Here is a 15347-nt window from a genome sequence, read left to right on the forward strand (position 1 = left end):
CTCACGGCAGCTCCACTCGCGTCCAGTATGCGTTGAGTGCGGCCATCAACTCCACGAATGCGGGCGAAGTCACGGGCTTGACGAGATAGCCGGCCACGTGCTGGGCGTAACTCTGCCCCCGGTCCCGGTCGTCGTTGGACGTGGTGAGCACCACGACGGGGGTGGTGCTCAGCTCCGGGTCGGAGCGCAGGGCCCGCAGGAACTCGTGGCCATTCATCCGGGGCATGTTCAGGTCCAGCAGGATGAGCCGGTTGAGCGAGGGCACGCTGCCGTCGCGCAGCATGTCCAGCGCCCGCTGCCCGTCGCTGGCGATGTAGAGGGCGTTGTGGACGTTGCTCTTCTTGAAGGCGCGCTGCACGTTCATCACGTCCACCGCGTCGTCATCCACCAGGAGGATGTTGAGCATCTTCACGGACACACTCAGCGCCCCTCTTCCGGGGCATGCTTCAGCCAGGTGAAACGGAAGGTGGCCCCCTGGCCCGGGGAGGACTCCAGCCAGGCACGCCCCCCGCGTGCCTCCACGCTCTTCTTCACCACCGACAGGCCGATGCCCGTGCTCTCCAACTCGTCGCGCGCCCGGAGCGTCTGGAAGATGCCCCAGATGCGCTCATGGTACTCGGGGGCGATGCCCGGGCCGTTGTCGGACACGGAGAACTCCCAGAAGGTGTCCACCGCCCGCACGCCCACCTTCACCCGCATGTCCGAGCTGCGCGCGTGCTTGAAGGCGTTGCCCAGCAGGTTGAGGAACACCTGCTGCAGGGGCACCCGCTCGGTGCGCAGCACGGGCATGCCCGGCTCCACCTCCACCACCGTCTCGGGCGGCGGGGCGAGCAGCTCCACGCACTCGGTGAGCAGCCGGCCCACGTCCACCCGCTCCGGCCGGCTGCGCATCCGCCCCGCGCGGCTGTAGTCGAGGATGCCGTTGATGAGCGCCTCCATGCGCTGGACGCGCCCGCGCAGCAGCCGCATCTGCTCGCGCGTCTCCTCCGTCATCACGTCCTGGAGGTCGTCCTCGATCCACTGCGACAGGTTGGCGATGCCGCGCAGCGGGGCCTTCAAGTCGTGGCTGGCCACGTAGGCGAACTGGTCCAGGTCCTGGTTGCTGCGCTCCAGCGCGGCGATGAGGCGCTCGCGCTCGGCCTCGGCGCGCTTGCGCTCGGTGATGTCCAGCACCACCGTGGCCACGCCCAGGGTGGCGCCCTCGGCCGAGCGCACGGGCGCATAGCGCGCCAGCCACGCCCGCTCCTCGCCGTTGGGCAGCCGGGTGGTGGATTCCACCGTCTGCGTCTCGCCCGTCTCCAGCGCCCGCCGCAGGGACTTCACCACGATGTCCACCCCGGGCGACTGCGTGGCGAGCACCTCGGGCATGGTGTGGCCCAGGTGGTCCTCGGCGGGCATGCGGTTGATGGTTTCCAGGGTGCGGTTGACGCGCACGAAGCACAGCGTCCGGTCGAAGAGGGCGATGCCCGCGGGTGCCGCGTCCAGGAGCGTGTCCAACATGGCGCGTGCCTGCTCGGCGAGGTGGCGCTCGTGCTGGGCCCGGCTCACGGCGTTCTGGCTCTCGCGGTACAGGCGCGCGTTGTCCAGGGCGAGCGCGGCGCGGCGTGCGAGCTCCTCGACGAGCGGGAGGTCCGCGGCGGAGAAGCTCCGGGTGCTCCCGGCCTGCGCGAGGGTGATGGCGCCCAGCGTCCGCCCGTGCACCACCAGCGGCGCGACGAGCGAGGAGCGCGGGGCCAGCTCCCGCCACAGCCGCAGCCCCTCGGCGTCCCGAGCGAGGGTCTCCAGCGTCGACTCCGAGATGACCTCCAGCAGCTCCGACTGGCCGGTGCGGATGACGTAGCCGGGGCCGTGGGCGTCCGTATGGAGGTCCACCGGCTCGTGCCGCGCCAGCTCCCAGGCGAGCGTCTCCCGGGCCGGGTCGCAGTGGCTCACCGAGACGCGCTCGACGGTTTCATCCGGCCGCACCAGGTCCACCGCGCACCAGTCCGCCAGCCGCGGCACGGCCAGGCGGGTGAAGTTGCGCACCGTCTCCTCGGGATCCAACGTGAGCGCGAGCAGGGAGCTCGCCTCGGCGAGGAAGCTGTGCACGTCCGAGGTGCGCTTCTGGTCGTCGATGTCCGTGCAGGTGCCGAACCAGCGGACGATGCGGCCCTGGGACTCGTGCACCGGGATGGCGCGGCCGAGGAACCAGCGCCACACCCCGTCGAGCCGGCGGCAGCGGTACTCCACCTCGAAGGGCTCGCCAGTGGTGAGGCTGTGGCGCCAGCGCTTCTCGGCCTCGGGGAGGTCTTCCGGGTGGAAGGACTGCTTCCACCCCTCGCCCCGCGACTGCTCGTAGCTCAGCCCGGTGAACTCGTACCAGCGGCGGTTGAGGTAGTCCTGGATGCCATCGGGCCGCGACGTCCAGACGATCTGCGGCAGGGCCTCGGCGAGCAGGCGGAACTGCTCGCGCTCGGTGTCGACGCGCTGCTCCGAGCCCGTGCTCCCGAAGAGGGAGGGCAGGTTCTCGTACGCGGTGAGATCGCCGTCGGACTGGCGGGACACGTCGAGTGACCCTCCGTGGGAAGAGGAGGAAGAACCTGCTGGCCAACCACCGTGCTGCGACCTGTCCGGACCCCCCACCCTCACCTCTTACTGCGTCCCCCGACCGCGTGTCCGGCACAGCGGACAGGCTGTCGTCCGCGCAACAGGTCATCGCAGGGTGTGCATTTCCCCTCGCCGCCGCAAGCCGTCCCGGGGCCTGTCTGGCGGGCTGGTTCAGGAGGAGGCGGGTGTCGTACCCCGGGGGAGGGTGAGCTCGAACGTGGTGGCTCCCGGAGAGGAGGGGACGAGCCGCAATTCTCCGCCGTGGGCGCGTGCAATTTTTCGCGACAGCGGCAAGCCCAGGCCGGTGCCCTTTTCGCGGGTGGTGAAGAAGGGCTCGAAGATGCGCTCGCGCTCGGCCTCGGGCACGCCGGGGCCGCTGTCCTGGACGCGGATGGTGTAGCCCAGGCCCTCACCCCGGCCCGTCACGCGCACGCGGCCGCCCGGGGGCGAGGCCTGCACCGCGTTCTTCACCAGGTTCACCAGCGCGGCCGTGAGCAGGCTGCCGTCGGCCTCCAGCACCGCGGGCTCGGCCTCCACCTCCACCGTCACCTCGCGCGCCGCCGCGTCCGCCGCGAGCAGGCCACTGGCCTCCTGGAGGAGATCCGGCGCCGCCACGGGCTCGCGTGAGAGGGGTTGCTCCCGGGCGAAGGCGAGGAAGTCCTCGACGATGCGCTGGAGGTACTCCACCTCGCGCTGGATGCGCGCCACGTGTCCGGCGGCGTCCTGGTGGGCTCCTGCGTTGAGGTCCTCGGCGAGCAGGCCCGAGAAGAGGGAGATGCCGCCGATGGGGTTGCGCACCTCGTGGGCCACGCCGGCCAGCATCAACTTGAGCTGCCGGTCCCGGCTCTCGAGCGCCCCGCGCATGACCTCCAGCTCGCGCGCCAGCACGCCGATTTCACGCGTGGGCTCGGGGGGCACGGGCGTCGTGAGGTCGCCGCGGCCGATGCGCAGCGCCGAGTCCATCAGCCGCCGCAGCGGACGCGCGAGTCCCCGCGCGGTGAGGACGGCCACCAACCCGAGCACCCCGAGCGCCACCACGCTCGCGGCCGCGAAGCTCCGGGACAGACGGGAGAGGGGACCGAAGAAGGCGGCACTGCCCTCGACGGCCACCGCGCCCACCACCTCGGTGTCGCGGCGCACGGGGGCGTAGCCCGTCTTGTAGAGGCGCCCGTCCGAGCCGGTGAAGAGCACCTGGCTGGCGGCGCGCTGGCCGGAGAAGACGCGGGAGAGCTCGAGCCTGTCGCGCGCGAGCTCGGGCACTTCGGTGCCCACCGGGAGGCCGCCGCCGACGTCCACGCGCACCCGGCCCTGCGTGTCCACCACGTAGACGCGCCGCACGCCGCTGGCGTCGCGCAACTCGGTGAGCAGGCGCACGAGGTTGCGCCACGTGCGCGTGCCCGAGGTGTCGTCTCCCGGCTCGACGGTGAGCATGCGCTCGCCGTTGACCTGGCTCGCGGTGGCCGCGGCGATGGCGGAGAGGCTGTTGCCCAGCTCGTCCTCGAGGATGGAGCGCGCGAGGGCGTAGACGGCGGTGCCCGTGAGCGCGAGGAAGAGCAGCATGGGCAGCAGGAACGCCACCAGCAGACGCGCCGGGAGCGAGCCCAGCGCGTCCTTCAAGCGGGAGGTGGGGGGAGGCGGGGTGGACATGGAAGACGGATGCTCACCCTAACCGGTGAATCACCGGAACGAATCGACGATGAACGCGGAGGCGACGGAGAAGTCGAGGATGGCGGTCCCCGGCTTCGATTCGGGCCGCTTGCGGAGCTGGCCGTTGCCGAGCCGGGCCACCGCACAGATGGGGATTTTGTCTCCATCCGGTGGATGGGCTTCGTAATACCGGACGACGACCTGCGGGCCACTCGTCCAGACCCAACCGTACAAACGGGTTGGAGATTCAAGCATGCCGAGATCGTCCGTCAACATGCTCTCCACGGGCCCGTCATAGAGCGTGATGGGCTGTGCTCCCACCTGATTGGCATCGAGTTCCACCAGTGCCGCATCCCCGACGTGCAGCCGGACATACCGCATGGCCTTGCGTGCTTCTTCCGGGCATTCCTGGGGGCCGGGGGTTCCATCTGGACGCAGTGCTACCGCGCCTGCACTGGTCGTGGTGCATCCCAAGGACGTGAGCAATAGCGCTGCGGAGGACAAGAAGAGTGCCTTCGTGATGGGCATGATCGTCGCTCCTACTCACGAATGAGACGGTGATCTAGCAGAACCATCAATTGCTGATGCCCATCGCTTCGGAACACCTCCAAGGTCAAATCAACAAGACCCTGCTCCGAGACAAAGGCGCTCTTGTCCGCCACGACTGCGAGAGTTCCTGACGCGCCGGGGACGATGTCGGCCCGGTTCATGCGAGACGCGAACGGTTTTGCCGTGCCGGAGGTCGGGTCGGAGGTCAGGCGCGCCTCTCCGAATACCCAAGGCGTTTGGGGATCATTGTTGGTGAGCTGAACTTCAACCGCTGCCTTTCCTTTCCCAGAGAAGATTTTGACGACCATCTTCACGTCTCCGTCCTTGAGGACGATGGTGTTTTTCAACTTGAAGGGCGCCTGCTTCTCGGCCCCATTGGCCAGGAGCGTGGCGTAGGCGTGGTCAACCGAGTTCTCTTCCTTGCGGTAGCGCTCGTTCTCCTCGCGCAGTTCCCGCTCGGTCTTGAGCGAGCGGTACAGGGAGGCGAGCACCGCGTTGTAGCCCTCGCGGTCCGCGAACACGTTCACCTGTTGGTCTATCTCCCGGTCGTAATAGGTCTGCTGATGTGCCGTCACGATGAAAGGGATTTCCGTCCCATCCGTGAGCGTCACCATCAGCAGGAAGCGGTCTTCGGGCGTGAGGTCGCGGAGGGGATACAGCAGCACCGACTTGCCGGCACAGACCAGGGGCTCGAAGTGGCCTTCCCACCCCAGCAGCCGCGTCCGCTCGGGATCGCAGGAACTCTCCAGGCGCAGCACGGTGGAGATGCCGCCGCCGACGTACAGCTTGGAAGCTTCGGTTCTCGGGTGCTCCGAGAGGATGAGGGTCCTTTCATTGGGCGCGTGCTTCTCGGGCTCGCTGGCCACGGCCACGGAGGCCATGAGCAGCAGCAAGAGGGTGAACCGCGGAAGTAGGAAGTGGCGCATGATGAGACTTAACCTAACAGAACGGGTGATGGGCGGCCAGTCCCGTGTGGGTTGGGTGCCTCTTGCCTCGTAACAGTGACCGTGGCGGGCGGGATTTCCCGACTGACTCGACCGCGCAGGACCTGGGTTTCCCCCGGCTCCCCACGTCTACTGCCGGCTGACTCCGCGCCCTTGGGCGTGAGCGGAGCGGGAGGTCCACGTGAGTGCCGTCGTCGGCTGTCCATCCCCGTTCCGGGTCGCGCGGTGCGTGGCCCTATTTCTCGTGCCGGTGCTCGCCGCCTGCGCCACGGCCTCTGGTGGGGGGACTTCCTCTGCCTGGCGCCAGGAGGTGCCACGGTACGGTTCGCCGGGTTCCGTTCCATCGCCAGGAGCTCTGTTGGCCATGAGCGATGGGCCGCCGGTGGGAGGCGGGCCTACCGGTCCGGGCCTCCAGGGCTACAACGTTCCCGGCCGCAAGCCGGATTCGCAGATGCGCTGGGAGCTCTTCATGGGCAATGCCTCACACCGGCTCATCGCTCTCATGTACGGTGTCAATCACCCGGGCAGCAGAGCCTATTACAATACCAAATCGATCAAATTCATTGTTGATGACACGGAAATTGGAGACGCGTCCCTTCTGTTGCCGAACGAGCGCGAGCTACGTCCGGACATCACCGATGTCACCTCCAGGGAACTCTTCGAAATCAAACCCTGGGATGAGCAGGCCCTGCGAGAAGGCCGTGAGGAAGCTCGCAAATACCTTGCAGCACTCAATCGGACCATCTTGTCTGGCAGACGGTTCACGGGTGGCTCGGACTTTCGGGGCGAAATCCTCGTTCGCTTCGCGGGAGGTCAATACATTTGGCGCCTGGAATGGAAGAACCCCGAGCCGGGAGTTGTCCAGTACAAGTGGACGCGCAGCCAGCAACGTTTCGAGTCCGAGGCGGCGGCGTACGAGGCCGCCCAGTGGGTGGACCTCACCGTGGAGGAGTTGCGGCAGTATGGTGGTTGGGTAGGTCAGGCTGTGGAGGGAATGGTGAACCGGCGTGAGAACCTCACCACCATCAGTGGGACCGTGGGAATGGTCATCGACCTCGTCGGCGGGGTTGCGGCGACGGTCTTGTGGGGTTCCATCCTGGGACAGATGGGGACGGGCCCTGGGGCGCGGCAGCCACCAGCACAGGGAGGTGGTCAGGTCGTTCCCTTCCCGGCGCGGCTCTCTCCCACTGTGCCCCCGGCGCAGGTGCCGGCTGCTGCGGGCATGTCCCTTCCTCGTTGAGGGGCTGCTTTGTTAGGACGCACTTCATGACACCTGGACAGTCCACGTCGCTGCAACTGCCGTCCTTCCTGCATGGCACCTTACGCTCAGTGCAGCAGAAGACGCACCGAGAGAGCCTGCGGTGTGGCGAGCAGTACCGGAAGGACGGCACCTTTCCCGCCCCCCGGCAAATGGTGGAACTGCCCCCAGGCGAGGTGGTGGTGGCGCATGAGGTGGTGGACTTCCAGCGCGAGCGCCCGGCCTGGCGGTTGTACATGGTGTCGTATGTCATGGGCGATCTGGCTCTGGAAGGACAGAAATCGTTCCCCGTGAGGCATGACTATGAGGCGTTCTTCCGCGAGACAGCCTGGGGGGCGTTGTTCTTCGCGACGACTCACATGGGCGCGGTGAGCGCGGAGCGTACGGCCAAGCGCCTCCAGGCGGTGCTGCGCTTCTGGGATCCGCTCCAGTCCGCGCGCTACCTCTTCAAGAAACTGGGGGTGCCTCAGACGCTGCAGGAGGTGATGGTGGCCTCCTGTGACTGGGCCATGGATGCATGGTGCCCGGAGGGAGAGGACTCGGTGCGCTCGCGCCTGGAAGTGGCGGCGGAGCGCATGGCGAAGGCGACGCGGGAGGATTGCATCGAGGCCATCTTCCGGGAGATGCCGCGAGCTCTTGCGTATGCGCGCAAATTGAAGCACCGCGAGGTGGTGGCGGATCCCGCCTTCCAGCGCGAGCGCCTCGCCACGCTCGATCCGCGTTCTTTCGAGCGGGTGTCTGGCGCGCTCACGGGGGAACTCATCAGCCTGTTATATGATTGGGACCACGAACTCGGGCTGCAATAGGCATGGGAGTTCAATGGTTCGTTGGTGACCCATGAGCATGGCACCTGGACACTCTGCTGCGCTGCAACTGCCGTCCTTTCTGCATGGCAACTTCCGCTCGGTGCAGCAGAAGACGAAGCGGGAGGGCTTGCGTTGTGGTGAACAGTACCGCAAGGACGGTACCTTTCCCGCGCCCCGTCAGATGGTGGAGGTGCCTCCGGGCGAGGTAGTGGTTGCGCACGAGGTGGTGGACTTCCAGTGTGAGCGTCCGGCCTGGCGGCTGTATATGGTGTCGCATGTCATGATTGACTTGGCATTGGAAGGGCAGAAGTCGTTTCCCGTAAGGGATGACTACGAGGCGTTCTTCCGCGAGACGGCCTGGGGTGCGCTCTTCTTCACGACGACGTACATGGCCCCGGTGAGCGCGGAGCGTACGGCGTGGCGCCTGCAAGCGGTGCTGCGCTTCTGGGAGCCGCTCCAGTCCGCGCGCTATCTCTTCACGAAGTTGGGGGGGGGCGCAGACGTTGGAGGAGGTGTTGGTCGCCTCCTGTGGCTGGGCCATGGAGGCGTGGTGCCCGGAGGGCGAGGCTTCGGTGCGCTCGCGCCTGGAGGTGGCGGCGGAGCGCATGGCGAGGGCGACGCGGGAGGACTGCATCGAGGCCATCTTCCGACAGATGCCCCGGGCTCTCGTGCACGCGGGCAAGTTGAAGCACCGGCAGGTGTTGGCAGATCCCTCCTACCAGCGCGAGCGCCTCGCCACGCTGGATCCATGGTTTTTCGAGCGGGTGTCCGGTGCGTGTACGTCGGAGCTGATCTGGCTATTGGTCAATTGGGACCATGAACTCGGGCTGCAGTAGACATAGACATCGGAGTTCCATGGTCCGGTGCGGACCTATGAGCATGACACCCGGGAAGCACCGCGAGGTGTTGGCCGACCCCTCGTACCTGCGCGAGCGCTTCGCTACGCTGGACTCCTGGACTTCGACCGGGTGTCAGGTGCGTGTCCGGGGTATCTGAGCTGGTTGCTCACTCTCTGGGACCACGAGCTCGGGTTGCAGTAGGCGGCCCGCTCAATCGAACATCGCTCCCAGCGCCTCGGTGAGCGTCTCGACGCCCACCACCTCGAGCTTCGAGCCCTCCAGCCGCCGCGCGCTCCCCTTCGGGATGATGGCCCGCTGGAAGCCCATCTTCGCCGCCTCGGCCAGCCGCGGCTCCACCTGGCCCACCGCGCGCACCTCGCCCGCCAGGCCCACCTCGCCCAGTATCAGCGTGTGCGCCTCCAGCGGCCGGTTCTGCAGGCTGCTCACCAGCGCCGCGCATACCGCCAGGTCGCACGCCGGCTCGGACAGCTGCATGCCTCCGGCCACGTTCACGAACAGGTCGCACCCCACCAGCGGAATGTCCTCCTTCTTCTCCAGCACCGCAGCCAGCAGCGCCACGCGGTTGCCGTCCACGCCGATCGCCGTGCGCCTTGCCGTGCCGTAGCCCGTGGGCGCCACCAGCGCCTGCACCTCCACCAGCAGCGGCCGCGTTCCATTCAACGTGCACGTCACCACGCTGCCCGCCTTGCCCGCGGGGCGCTCGGCCAGGAAGAGCGCCGAGGGGTCCGGCACCTCCACCAGTCCCGCCCCCTTCATCTCGAAGACGCCAATCTCGTTCGTCGAGCCGAAGCGGTTCTTGTGCGCCCGCAGAATCCGGAACGGGTGGCCGCGCTCGCCCTCGAAGTAGAGCACCGTGTCCACCATGTGCTCGAGCACGCGCGGGCCCGCGATGGAGCCCTCCTTCGTCACGTGCCCCACCAGGAACGTGGGCACCCCGCTGCGCTTGGCGAACGCCATGAAGCGCCCCGCCACCTCGCGCACCTGCGAGATGCTCCCCGGCGCGCTGCCCAGCTCCGGCAGGTACATCGTCTGAATCGAGTCCACCACCAGCGCCCGCGGCTTGAGGCCCTCGGCCACCGTCAGCACCCGGTCCGCGTCCGTCTCCGCGAAGAGGTGGATGGACTCGCCCTCCACCCGCAGCCGCTCGGCGCGCATCTTCGTCTGCCGCAGCGACTCCTCGCCCGACACATAGAGCACCGGGCCCCCGTGCCCCAGCCTGTCCAGCGCCGCCAAGAGCAGCGTGGACTTGCCGATGCCCGGGTCTCCTCCCAGCAGCACCAGCGAGCCGTCCACCACGCCGCCTCCCAGCACCCGGTCGAACTCGGCGATGACCGTGCGCCGGCGCTGCTCCTGCTCGCCGCTCACCTCGCGCAGCCGCACCGGCTTGGACGCTCCTCCCGAGGCCCCCCACGCCGGGCGCTTCTCGTCCACCTTCGCCTCGGTCTCCTCCACCAGCGAGCTCCACGCGCCGCAGTCGGGGCACTTCCCCAACCACTTCGCCGACTGGTACCCGCACGCCTGACACGTGTAGTGCGTCTTCGCCTTCGCCATAGAGGGTGGTGTCTAGCTCAGGGGGCCCACGTTTCCCTCGCTTTCCCGCGCCTTTGCTCACCCGCCCGTCCGTGCCCGTCCGGAGGGCGAGCGGCCAAACGGGGGTTCTCACCCATGGTCCCCGCCAAGTTGTGTCCAGCGGGTCGGCTCCCCAGTTTGGTCGCAAACGGGACCGCGCGTCGCGGTACCCATGAAAGGGAGACGGAGATGAGCATCATCTGGTTCATCGTGGTGGGTCTGGTCGCCGGTCTGCTGGCGCGTGCGCTCATGCCGGGCCGTCAGTCCATGGGTCTGGTGGCGACGATGCTGCTGGGTATCGTGGGCTCGTTCGTCGGTGGCTTCATCGGCGCTCTCTTCTCGCCCAACCGCCGAGTTTTCGACCTGAATCCCTCGGGCATCATCATGTCCGTGGTCGGCTCCATCGTGGTCCTACTCCTGGTGGGCTGGGCGGGCCGAGGCCGTCGCATCCACGCCTGATGTCCGGGGCCCGGTAGGGCAGGGGCGCCCGCGTGGCGCTCCGGCCCCCGGGCCCCGCTGTCGTTTGCGGGGGCCGGGGGTCGTCAACCCGGCCTCGCTGCGTGGTTGACAAGGGCGTTGCGTCCACGCACCGTGCGCGCTCCCAACTGCTCGAGGAGCCCATGTCCGACTCCGCCGCCCACGACTTCCACGGTCACGCCCACTTCGCCGCTCCGCCTCCGGGCGTCGCCGTCCGCCACGACTGGTCGCTCGCCGAGGTGCGAGCCCTCTATGAGCTGCCCCTGCTGGAGCTCATCCACAAGGCGCAGACCGTCCACCGGGCCGTCTTCCAGGACAACAAGGTGCAGCTGTGCTCGCTGCTGTCCATCAAGACGGGCGGCTGCCCCGAGGACTGCGGCTACTGCCCCCAGGCGGCGCGCTACCACAAGGACACGGGCCTGCAGGCCGAGAAGCTCATGGCCGTCTCCTCGGTGCTCGACGCCGCCTCCAAGGCCCGCGCCGCCGGGGCCACCCGCTTCTGCATGGGCGCCGCCTGGCGCGAGGTGAAGGACGGTCCCCAGTTCGACAGCGTCCTGGAGATGGTGCGCGGGGTGAAGTCGCTCGGCATGGAGGCCTGCGCCACGCTCGGCATGCTCACCGAGGGCCAGGCGAAGCGCCTGCGCGAGGCCGGCCTCTCCGCCTACAACCACAACCTCGACACCTCCGAGGAGAAGTACGGCGACATCATCTCCACCCGCACGTACCAGGACCGGCTCGACACGCTCGAGCGCGTGCGCCAGGCCGGCATCTCCGTGTGCTCCGGCGGCATCATCGGCATGGGGGAGAGCATCGAGGACCGCTGCAAGCTCCTGCTCACGCTCGCCAACCAGGAGGTCCATCCCGAGTCGGTGCCCATCAACGCGCTCGTCCCCGTCAAGGGCACGCCGCTGCAGGACCAGAAGCCCGTGCAGAGCATCGACATGGTGCGCACCATCGCCACCGCCCGCATCCTCATGCCCCTGGCCATGGTGCGCCTGTCCGCCGGCCGCATGCAGATGAACGAGGAGGCCCAGCTGCTGTGCATGATGGCGGGCGCCAACTCGCTCTTCTTCGGCGAGAAGCTGCTCACCACCGGCAACCCCGAGTACACCCAGGACATGGCCCTCCTCGAGAAGGCCGGCATCCGCCCCCTGGAGCCGGACACGTCCCGGTGAGCGTGGCCACGCAGTGGGCCCGGGCGGAGCTGGACGCGCTGTCCGCCCGGGGGCTGAAGCGCTTCCTCGAGCCGCTCGACTCTCCCCAGGGTCCCCTCGTCCGCGTGGGGGGCGAGACGCTCGTCAACTTCGCCTCCAACGACTACCTGGGCCTCGCTGCCTCGCCCACCGTGCGCGCCGCCGCCGCCGCCGCCCTGGAGGCCCATGGCGTGGGCTCCGGGGCCAGCCGGCTCGTGGTGGGGGACACCACCGCCCACCACCGGCTGGAGGCCCGCCTCGCCTCCTTCGAGCGCTCCGAGGCCGCCCTCCTGTTCAACTCGGGCTACGCCGCCAACGTCGGCACCATCCAGTCCCTCGTCGGCCCCGAGGACGCCGTCTTCTCCGACGCCCTCAACCACGCCTCCCTCATCGACGGCTGCCGGCTGTCGCGCGCCCGCGTCGTCGTCTATCCGCACGCCGACGTCGAGGCGCTCGAGCAGGCGCTGGCCTCCACTCCCGCGCGCCGCCGGCTCGTCGTCACCGACACCGTGTTCTCCATGGATGGGGACCTCGCGCCCCTCCGGGAGATTGTCCGCGTCTGCCAGGCCCATGGTGCCGCGCTCCTCGTGGACGAGGCCCATGCCACTGGCGTGCTCGGCGCTCGCGGCTCCGGGCTGTGCGAGGAGCTGGGGCTGGGTGACGCCGTCGACGTGCGCATGGGCACCTTGAGCAAGGCGCTCGGCGGGCTGGGCGCGTACATCTGCGCCTCCCGCCCCGTGGTGGAGCTGGTGCTCAATCGTGCGCGGCCCCTCGTGTTCTCCACCGCGCTCCCGGCCGCCCTGTGCGCCGCCGCCGAGGCCGCCGTGGACCTGGTCGAGCTCGATGACGCCCTGCGCGCCCGCCTGTGGCGCAACATCCGGCGCTTCTCCGAGGGCCTGCGCTCGCTCGGTTTCCTCGCCGAGCCCCGCAGTGCTGTCTTCCCCGTCATCGTGGGGGAGCCCGAGCGTGCCGTCGCCGCGTCCCGTGCGCTGCGTGCCCGTGGATTGCTCGTGAAGGCCATTCGCCCTCCGACCGTCCCCGAGGGCACCAGCCGGCTTCGCTTCTGTCTCTCCGCCGCGCACACCGAGGGCCATGTCGACCTGGCCCTCCAGGGGCTGCGCTCGCTGAATCTGTGACTGATGGGGTCCTCCCAGGGCCCCGAGTGGGAGGTCTCCTTGGCAACCAGGAAATGGCCACGGTTCTTCGTCACGGGTACGGATACCGGCGTGGGCAAGACGCAGGTCTCCCGCGCCCTGTTGTCCCTGCTCGCCGACGCGGGGCTCTCTCCCCAGGGCTTCAAGCCCTATGAGAGCGGGTGCTCGTCTCTCTCCGCCCCCGCCGATGCGCTCTCCCTGCGCGAGGCCGCCCGGAGTGAGCTGCCCCTCGAGCTCGTCTGTCCCCACCGCTTCCGCGCTCCGCTCGCTCCCGGCATCGCCGCCCGCCGCCTCGGCCGCGAGCCCGACTGGCGCGTCACCCTCGCCGCCTGGGAGCGTTTGCGGCACGGCTCCGTCGTCGTCGAGGGCGCCGGCGGCCTCTTCGTCCCCCTCGACTCCTCCCACGACGTCATCGATCTCATCTCCACCCTCGGCCTGCCCGTGCTGCTCGTCGCCCGCGCGGGCCTGGGCACGCTCAACCACACCGCCCTGTCCCTCGAGGCCCTCGCCGCGCGCAACCTCCCCGTCGCCGCCGTGCTCCTCTCCCGCGGCACTCCCTCGCGCGATCCCTCCGAGCGCGACAACCCCGCCCTCATCTCCGAGCGCCACCGCGTCCCGGTCCTCGGTCCCGTGCCCTACCTGGAGGACCCTCGCCGACGTCACGCGGCATTCCGAAAGGCACTCGCTCCGCTGGTGGCGCCATGGCTCGCTACAGGCCGCTCCAGTCGCGCGCGAGGCCGATAAATCGGCCTCCGCCGCGATCGTCCCGCGCACGGGAGTGCAAGTTTTCGTGTCACTCGGCCGTGAAAATGGACGCATGTTTCGATCTGCGCGAGAACGCCGGGCACGAATGGCGGACATCATCGACCTCTCGCTCCTCGCCGATGCCAGGCGCTACTTCTCCAAGCTCTACGATGCGCGCGGTCTCTCCTACTTCCTGCAGAAGGACGGTCACCGGCTCTTCCACATCGAGCCGGCCAAGGTCGAGCTCGTGGTCCGTACCGCCATCCGCTCGCGCCCCGACGAGCTGCCCGCTCCCCACCCCAAGGCCGTGGATCACTGCCGCAAGGAGATCCGCCGCGAGCTGATCCGCCTCGTTGCCTCGGCGATGCTACAGACGGGACTGTGAGCCGCTTCTCCGCCCGCACCGACTTCCCCCGGACGTGGAACCCCCTGGCGCGGGCTCTCGCCGAGCGCCGGGCGCGTGGGCTCCCCGTCCTGGACCTCACCGAGACGAACCCCACCCGCGTGGGCCTGCCCGCGCCCAGGCCGGAGCTGCTGGCGCACCCGGGGGCCCTCGACTACGCGCCCGAGCCCCAGGGGATGTTGTCCGCCCGCGAGGCCGTGGCCGCGCACCTGTCCACCCGGGGTGCCCGCGTCTCGCCCGAGCACCTCGTCCTCTCGGCGAGCACCAGCGAGTCCTACGGCTGGCTCTTCAAGCTGCTGTGCGAGCCCGGGGACAACGTGCTCGTCCCCGCGCCCAGCTACCCGCTCTTCGAGTACCTCACGCGGCTGGAGGGCGTGGAGACGCGCCCCTACCGGCTGCCGCGCGCGCACGGCTTCGGCCTGGACGTGGAGGCGGTGGCCGCCGCGAAGAACGAGCGCACCCGCGCGGTGCTCGTGGTGAATCCCGGCAACCCCACCGGGCACTATCTGCACCAGGGCGAGCTGGAGGCGCTGAGCACGCTGTGCGCACAGGAGGGGCTGGCGCTCGTCTCGGACGAGGTGTTCTCCGACTTCGCCTGGGACGAGGAGCCGGGCCGGGTGGCGACGGTGGCCGGGCGTGCGCCGCCCATGCTGACGTTCTCCCTGTCGGGCCTGTCGAAGGTGGTGGGGCTGCCCGGCCTCAAGCTGGGGTGGACGCACGTGGGCGGGCCCGAGGCGCTCCGGGACGAGGCCCTGGCCCGGTTGGAGCTGGTGGCGGACACGTACCTGTCGGTGAACACGCCCGTGCAGCTCGCCCTGCCCGGGCTGCTGGCCCACACCCGCCGTTTCCAGGCGGCGCTGCTCGCACGGGTGAAGGAGAACCGGCGGCTGCTGCGTGAGGCCCGCCCGAGGAACGCCCCCTGGGACATGGTCCCGGCGCATGGCGGGTGGAGCACCGTGCTGCGCATCCCCCTGGAGCCCGGCGAGGAGGCCATGTGCCTGGAGCTGCTGGACGCGGGGGTGGTGGTGCAACCGGGGTACTTCTACGATCTGATCGGCGGGGCCTTCCTGGTGCTGTCGCTGCTGCCACCGCCGGACGTCTTCGCCGCCGCGCTGGAGCCGCTCGTGCGCGTGCTGGCCACGAGCGGGTAGGGGCGG

General features: G+C 69.2%; 15 protein-coding genes. 9 read left to right on the forward strand and 6 right to left on the reverse strand.

What is annotated here, in order from left to right; translation table 11 throughout:
- Position 1 precedes the first annotated feature (1 nt).
- The 5 genes from ACJ8AN_RS23090 to ACJ8AN_RS23110 form a co-directional block, all read right to left on the reverse strand.
- Positions 2-418 (reverse strand): response regulator, encoded by a 417-nt coding sequence (locus ACJ8AN_RS23090; RefSeq protein WP_407757602.1) that lies wholly within the window; start codon positions 416-418, stop codon positions 2-4.
- 2 nt (positions 419-420) lie between these two features.
- The gene (locus tag ACJ8AN_RS23095; protein WP_407757603.1) at positions 421-2544 is read right to left on the reverse strand and encodes a PAS domain-containing protein; all 2124 of its coding nucleotides are present in this window, start codon (positions 2542-2544) and stop codon (positions 421-423) included.
- A 213-nt stretch (positions 2545-2757) separates the two neighbouring features.
- Positions 2758-4233, reverse strand: a complete 1476-nt coding sequence (locus ACJ8AN_RS23100) for an ATP-binding protein (protein WP_407757604.1) — start codon at positions 4231-4233, stop codon at positions 2758-2760.
- Positions 4234-4263: 30 nt separating this feature from the next.
- Positions 4264-4761, reverse strand: coding sequence for a serine/threonine protein kinase (locus ACJ8AN_RS23105; protein WP_407757605.1), 498 nt, complete (start codon positions 4759-4761; stop codon positions 4264-4266).
- A gap of 11 nt (positions 4762-4772) precedes the next feature.
- The gene (locus ACJ8AN_RS23110) at positions 4773-5708 is read right to left on the reverse strand and encodes a DUF2381 family protein (protein WP_407757606.1); all 936 of its coding nucleotides are present in this window, start codon (positions 5706-5708) and stop codon (positions 4773-4775) included.
- 382 nt (positions 5709-6090) lie between these two features.
- Between ACJ8AN_RS23110 and ACJ8AN_RS23115 the strand changes: the two genes are divergently transcribed.
- From ACJ8AN_RS23115 to ACJ8AN_RS23125, 3 genes are all read left to right on the forward strand, one after another.
- On the forward strand, positions 6091-6966 hold the full coding sequence (locus tag ACJ8AN_RS23115) for a hypothetical protein (protein ID WP_407757607.1): 876 nt from the start codon (positions 6091-6093) through the stop codon (positions 6964-6966).
- A gap of 26 nt (positions 6967-6992) precedes the next feature.
- Positions 6993-7790 carry a hypothetical protein gene (locus tag ACJ8AN_RS23120; RefSeq protein ID WP_407757608.1) on the forward strand — a complete coding sequence of 266 codons (798 nt, stop codon included), beginning with the start codon at positions 6993-6995 and terminating at the stop codon, positions 7788-7790.
- A 515-nt stretch (positions 7791-8305) separates the two neighbouring features.
- Positions 8306-8626, forward strand: a complete 321-nt coding sequence (locus tag ACJ8AN_RS23125; protein ID WP_407757609.1) for a hypothetical protein — start codon at positions 8306-8308, stop codon at positions 8624-8626.
- A gap of 213 nt (positions 8627-8839) precedes the next feature.
- On the opposite strand, the gene radA is transcribed toward ACJ8AN_RS23125, so the two are convergent.
- Positions 8840-10201, reverse strand: a complete 1362-nt coding sequence (gene radA / locus ACJ8AN_RS23130) for a DNA repair protein RadA (protein WP_407757610.1) — start codon at positions 10199-10201, stop codon at positions 8840-8842.
- Between the two features lie 207 nt (positions 10202-10408).
- On the opposite strand from radA, the gene ACJ8AN_RS23135 reads away from it, so the two are divergent.
- The 6 genes from ACJ8AN_RS23135 to ACJ8AN_RS23160 all read left to right on the forward strand — a co-directional run bounded on the left by ACJ8AN_RS23135 (position 10409) and on the right by ACJ8AN_RS23160 (position 15341).
- Positions 10409-10678 carry a GlsB/YeaQ/YmgE family stress response membrane protein gene (locus ACJ8AN_RS23135; protein WP_407757611.1) on the forward strand — a complete coding sequence of 90 codons (270 nt, stop codon included), beginning with the start codon at positions 10409-10411 and terminating at the stop codon, positions 10676-10678.
- Between the two features lie 161 nt (positions 10679-10839).
- Complete coding sequence (gene bioB / locus ACJ8AN_RS23140) at positions 10840-11871, forward strand: biotin synthase BioB (protein ID WP_407757612.1); 1032 nt, start codon at positions 10840-10842, stop codon at positions 11869-11871.
- Positions 11868-13025, forward strand: a complete 1158-nt coding sequence (gene bioF, locus ACJ8AN_RS23145) for an 8-amino-7-oxononanoate synthase (protein ID WP_407757613.1) — start codon at positions 11868-11870, stop codon at positions 13023-13025. Before bioB ends, bioF begins: the two co-directional genes overlap by 4 nt.
- 39 nt (positions 13026-13064) lie before the next feature.
- Positions 13065-13787 carry a dethiobiotin synthase gene (bioD, locus tag ACJ8AN_RS23150; protein ID WP_407757614.1) on the forward strand — a complete coding sequence of 241 codons (723 nt, stop codon included), beginning with the start codon at positions 13065-13067 and terminating at the stop codon, positions 13785-13787.
- Between the two features lie 106 nt (positions 13788-13893).
- On the forward strand, positions 13894-14172 hold the full coding sequence (locus ACJ8AN_RS23155; RefSeq protein ID WP_407757615.1) for a hypothetical protein: 279 nt from the start codon (positions 13894-13896) through the stop codon (positions 14170-14172).
- The gene (locus ACJ8AN_RS23160) at positions 14169-15341 is read left to right on the forward strand and encodes a pyridoxal phosphate-dependent aminotransferase (RefSeq protein WP_407757616.1); all 1173 of its coding nucleotides are present in this window, start codon (positions 14169-14171) and stop codon (positions 15339-15341) included. The genes ACJ8AN_RS23155 and ACJ8AN_RS23160 overlap by 4 nt, the downstream gene beginning before the upstream one ends.
- The last annotated feature ends 6 nt before the right edge of the window (positions 15342-15347 follow it).

Origin of the sequence: Archangium sp. (genome assembly GCF_045802675.1) — a bacterium.
In the GTDB taxonomy this organism is placed as follows: Bacteria; Myxococcota; Myxococcia; order Myxococcales; family Myxococcaceae; genus Archangium.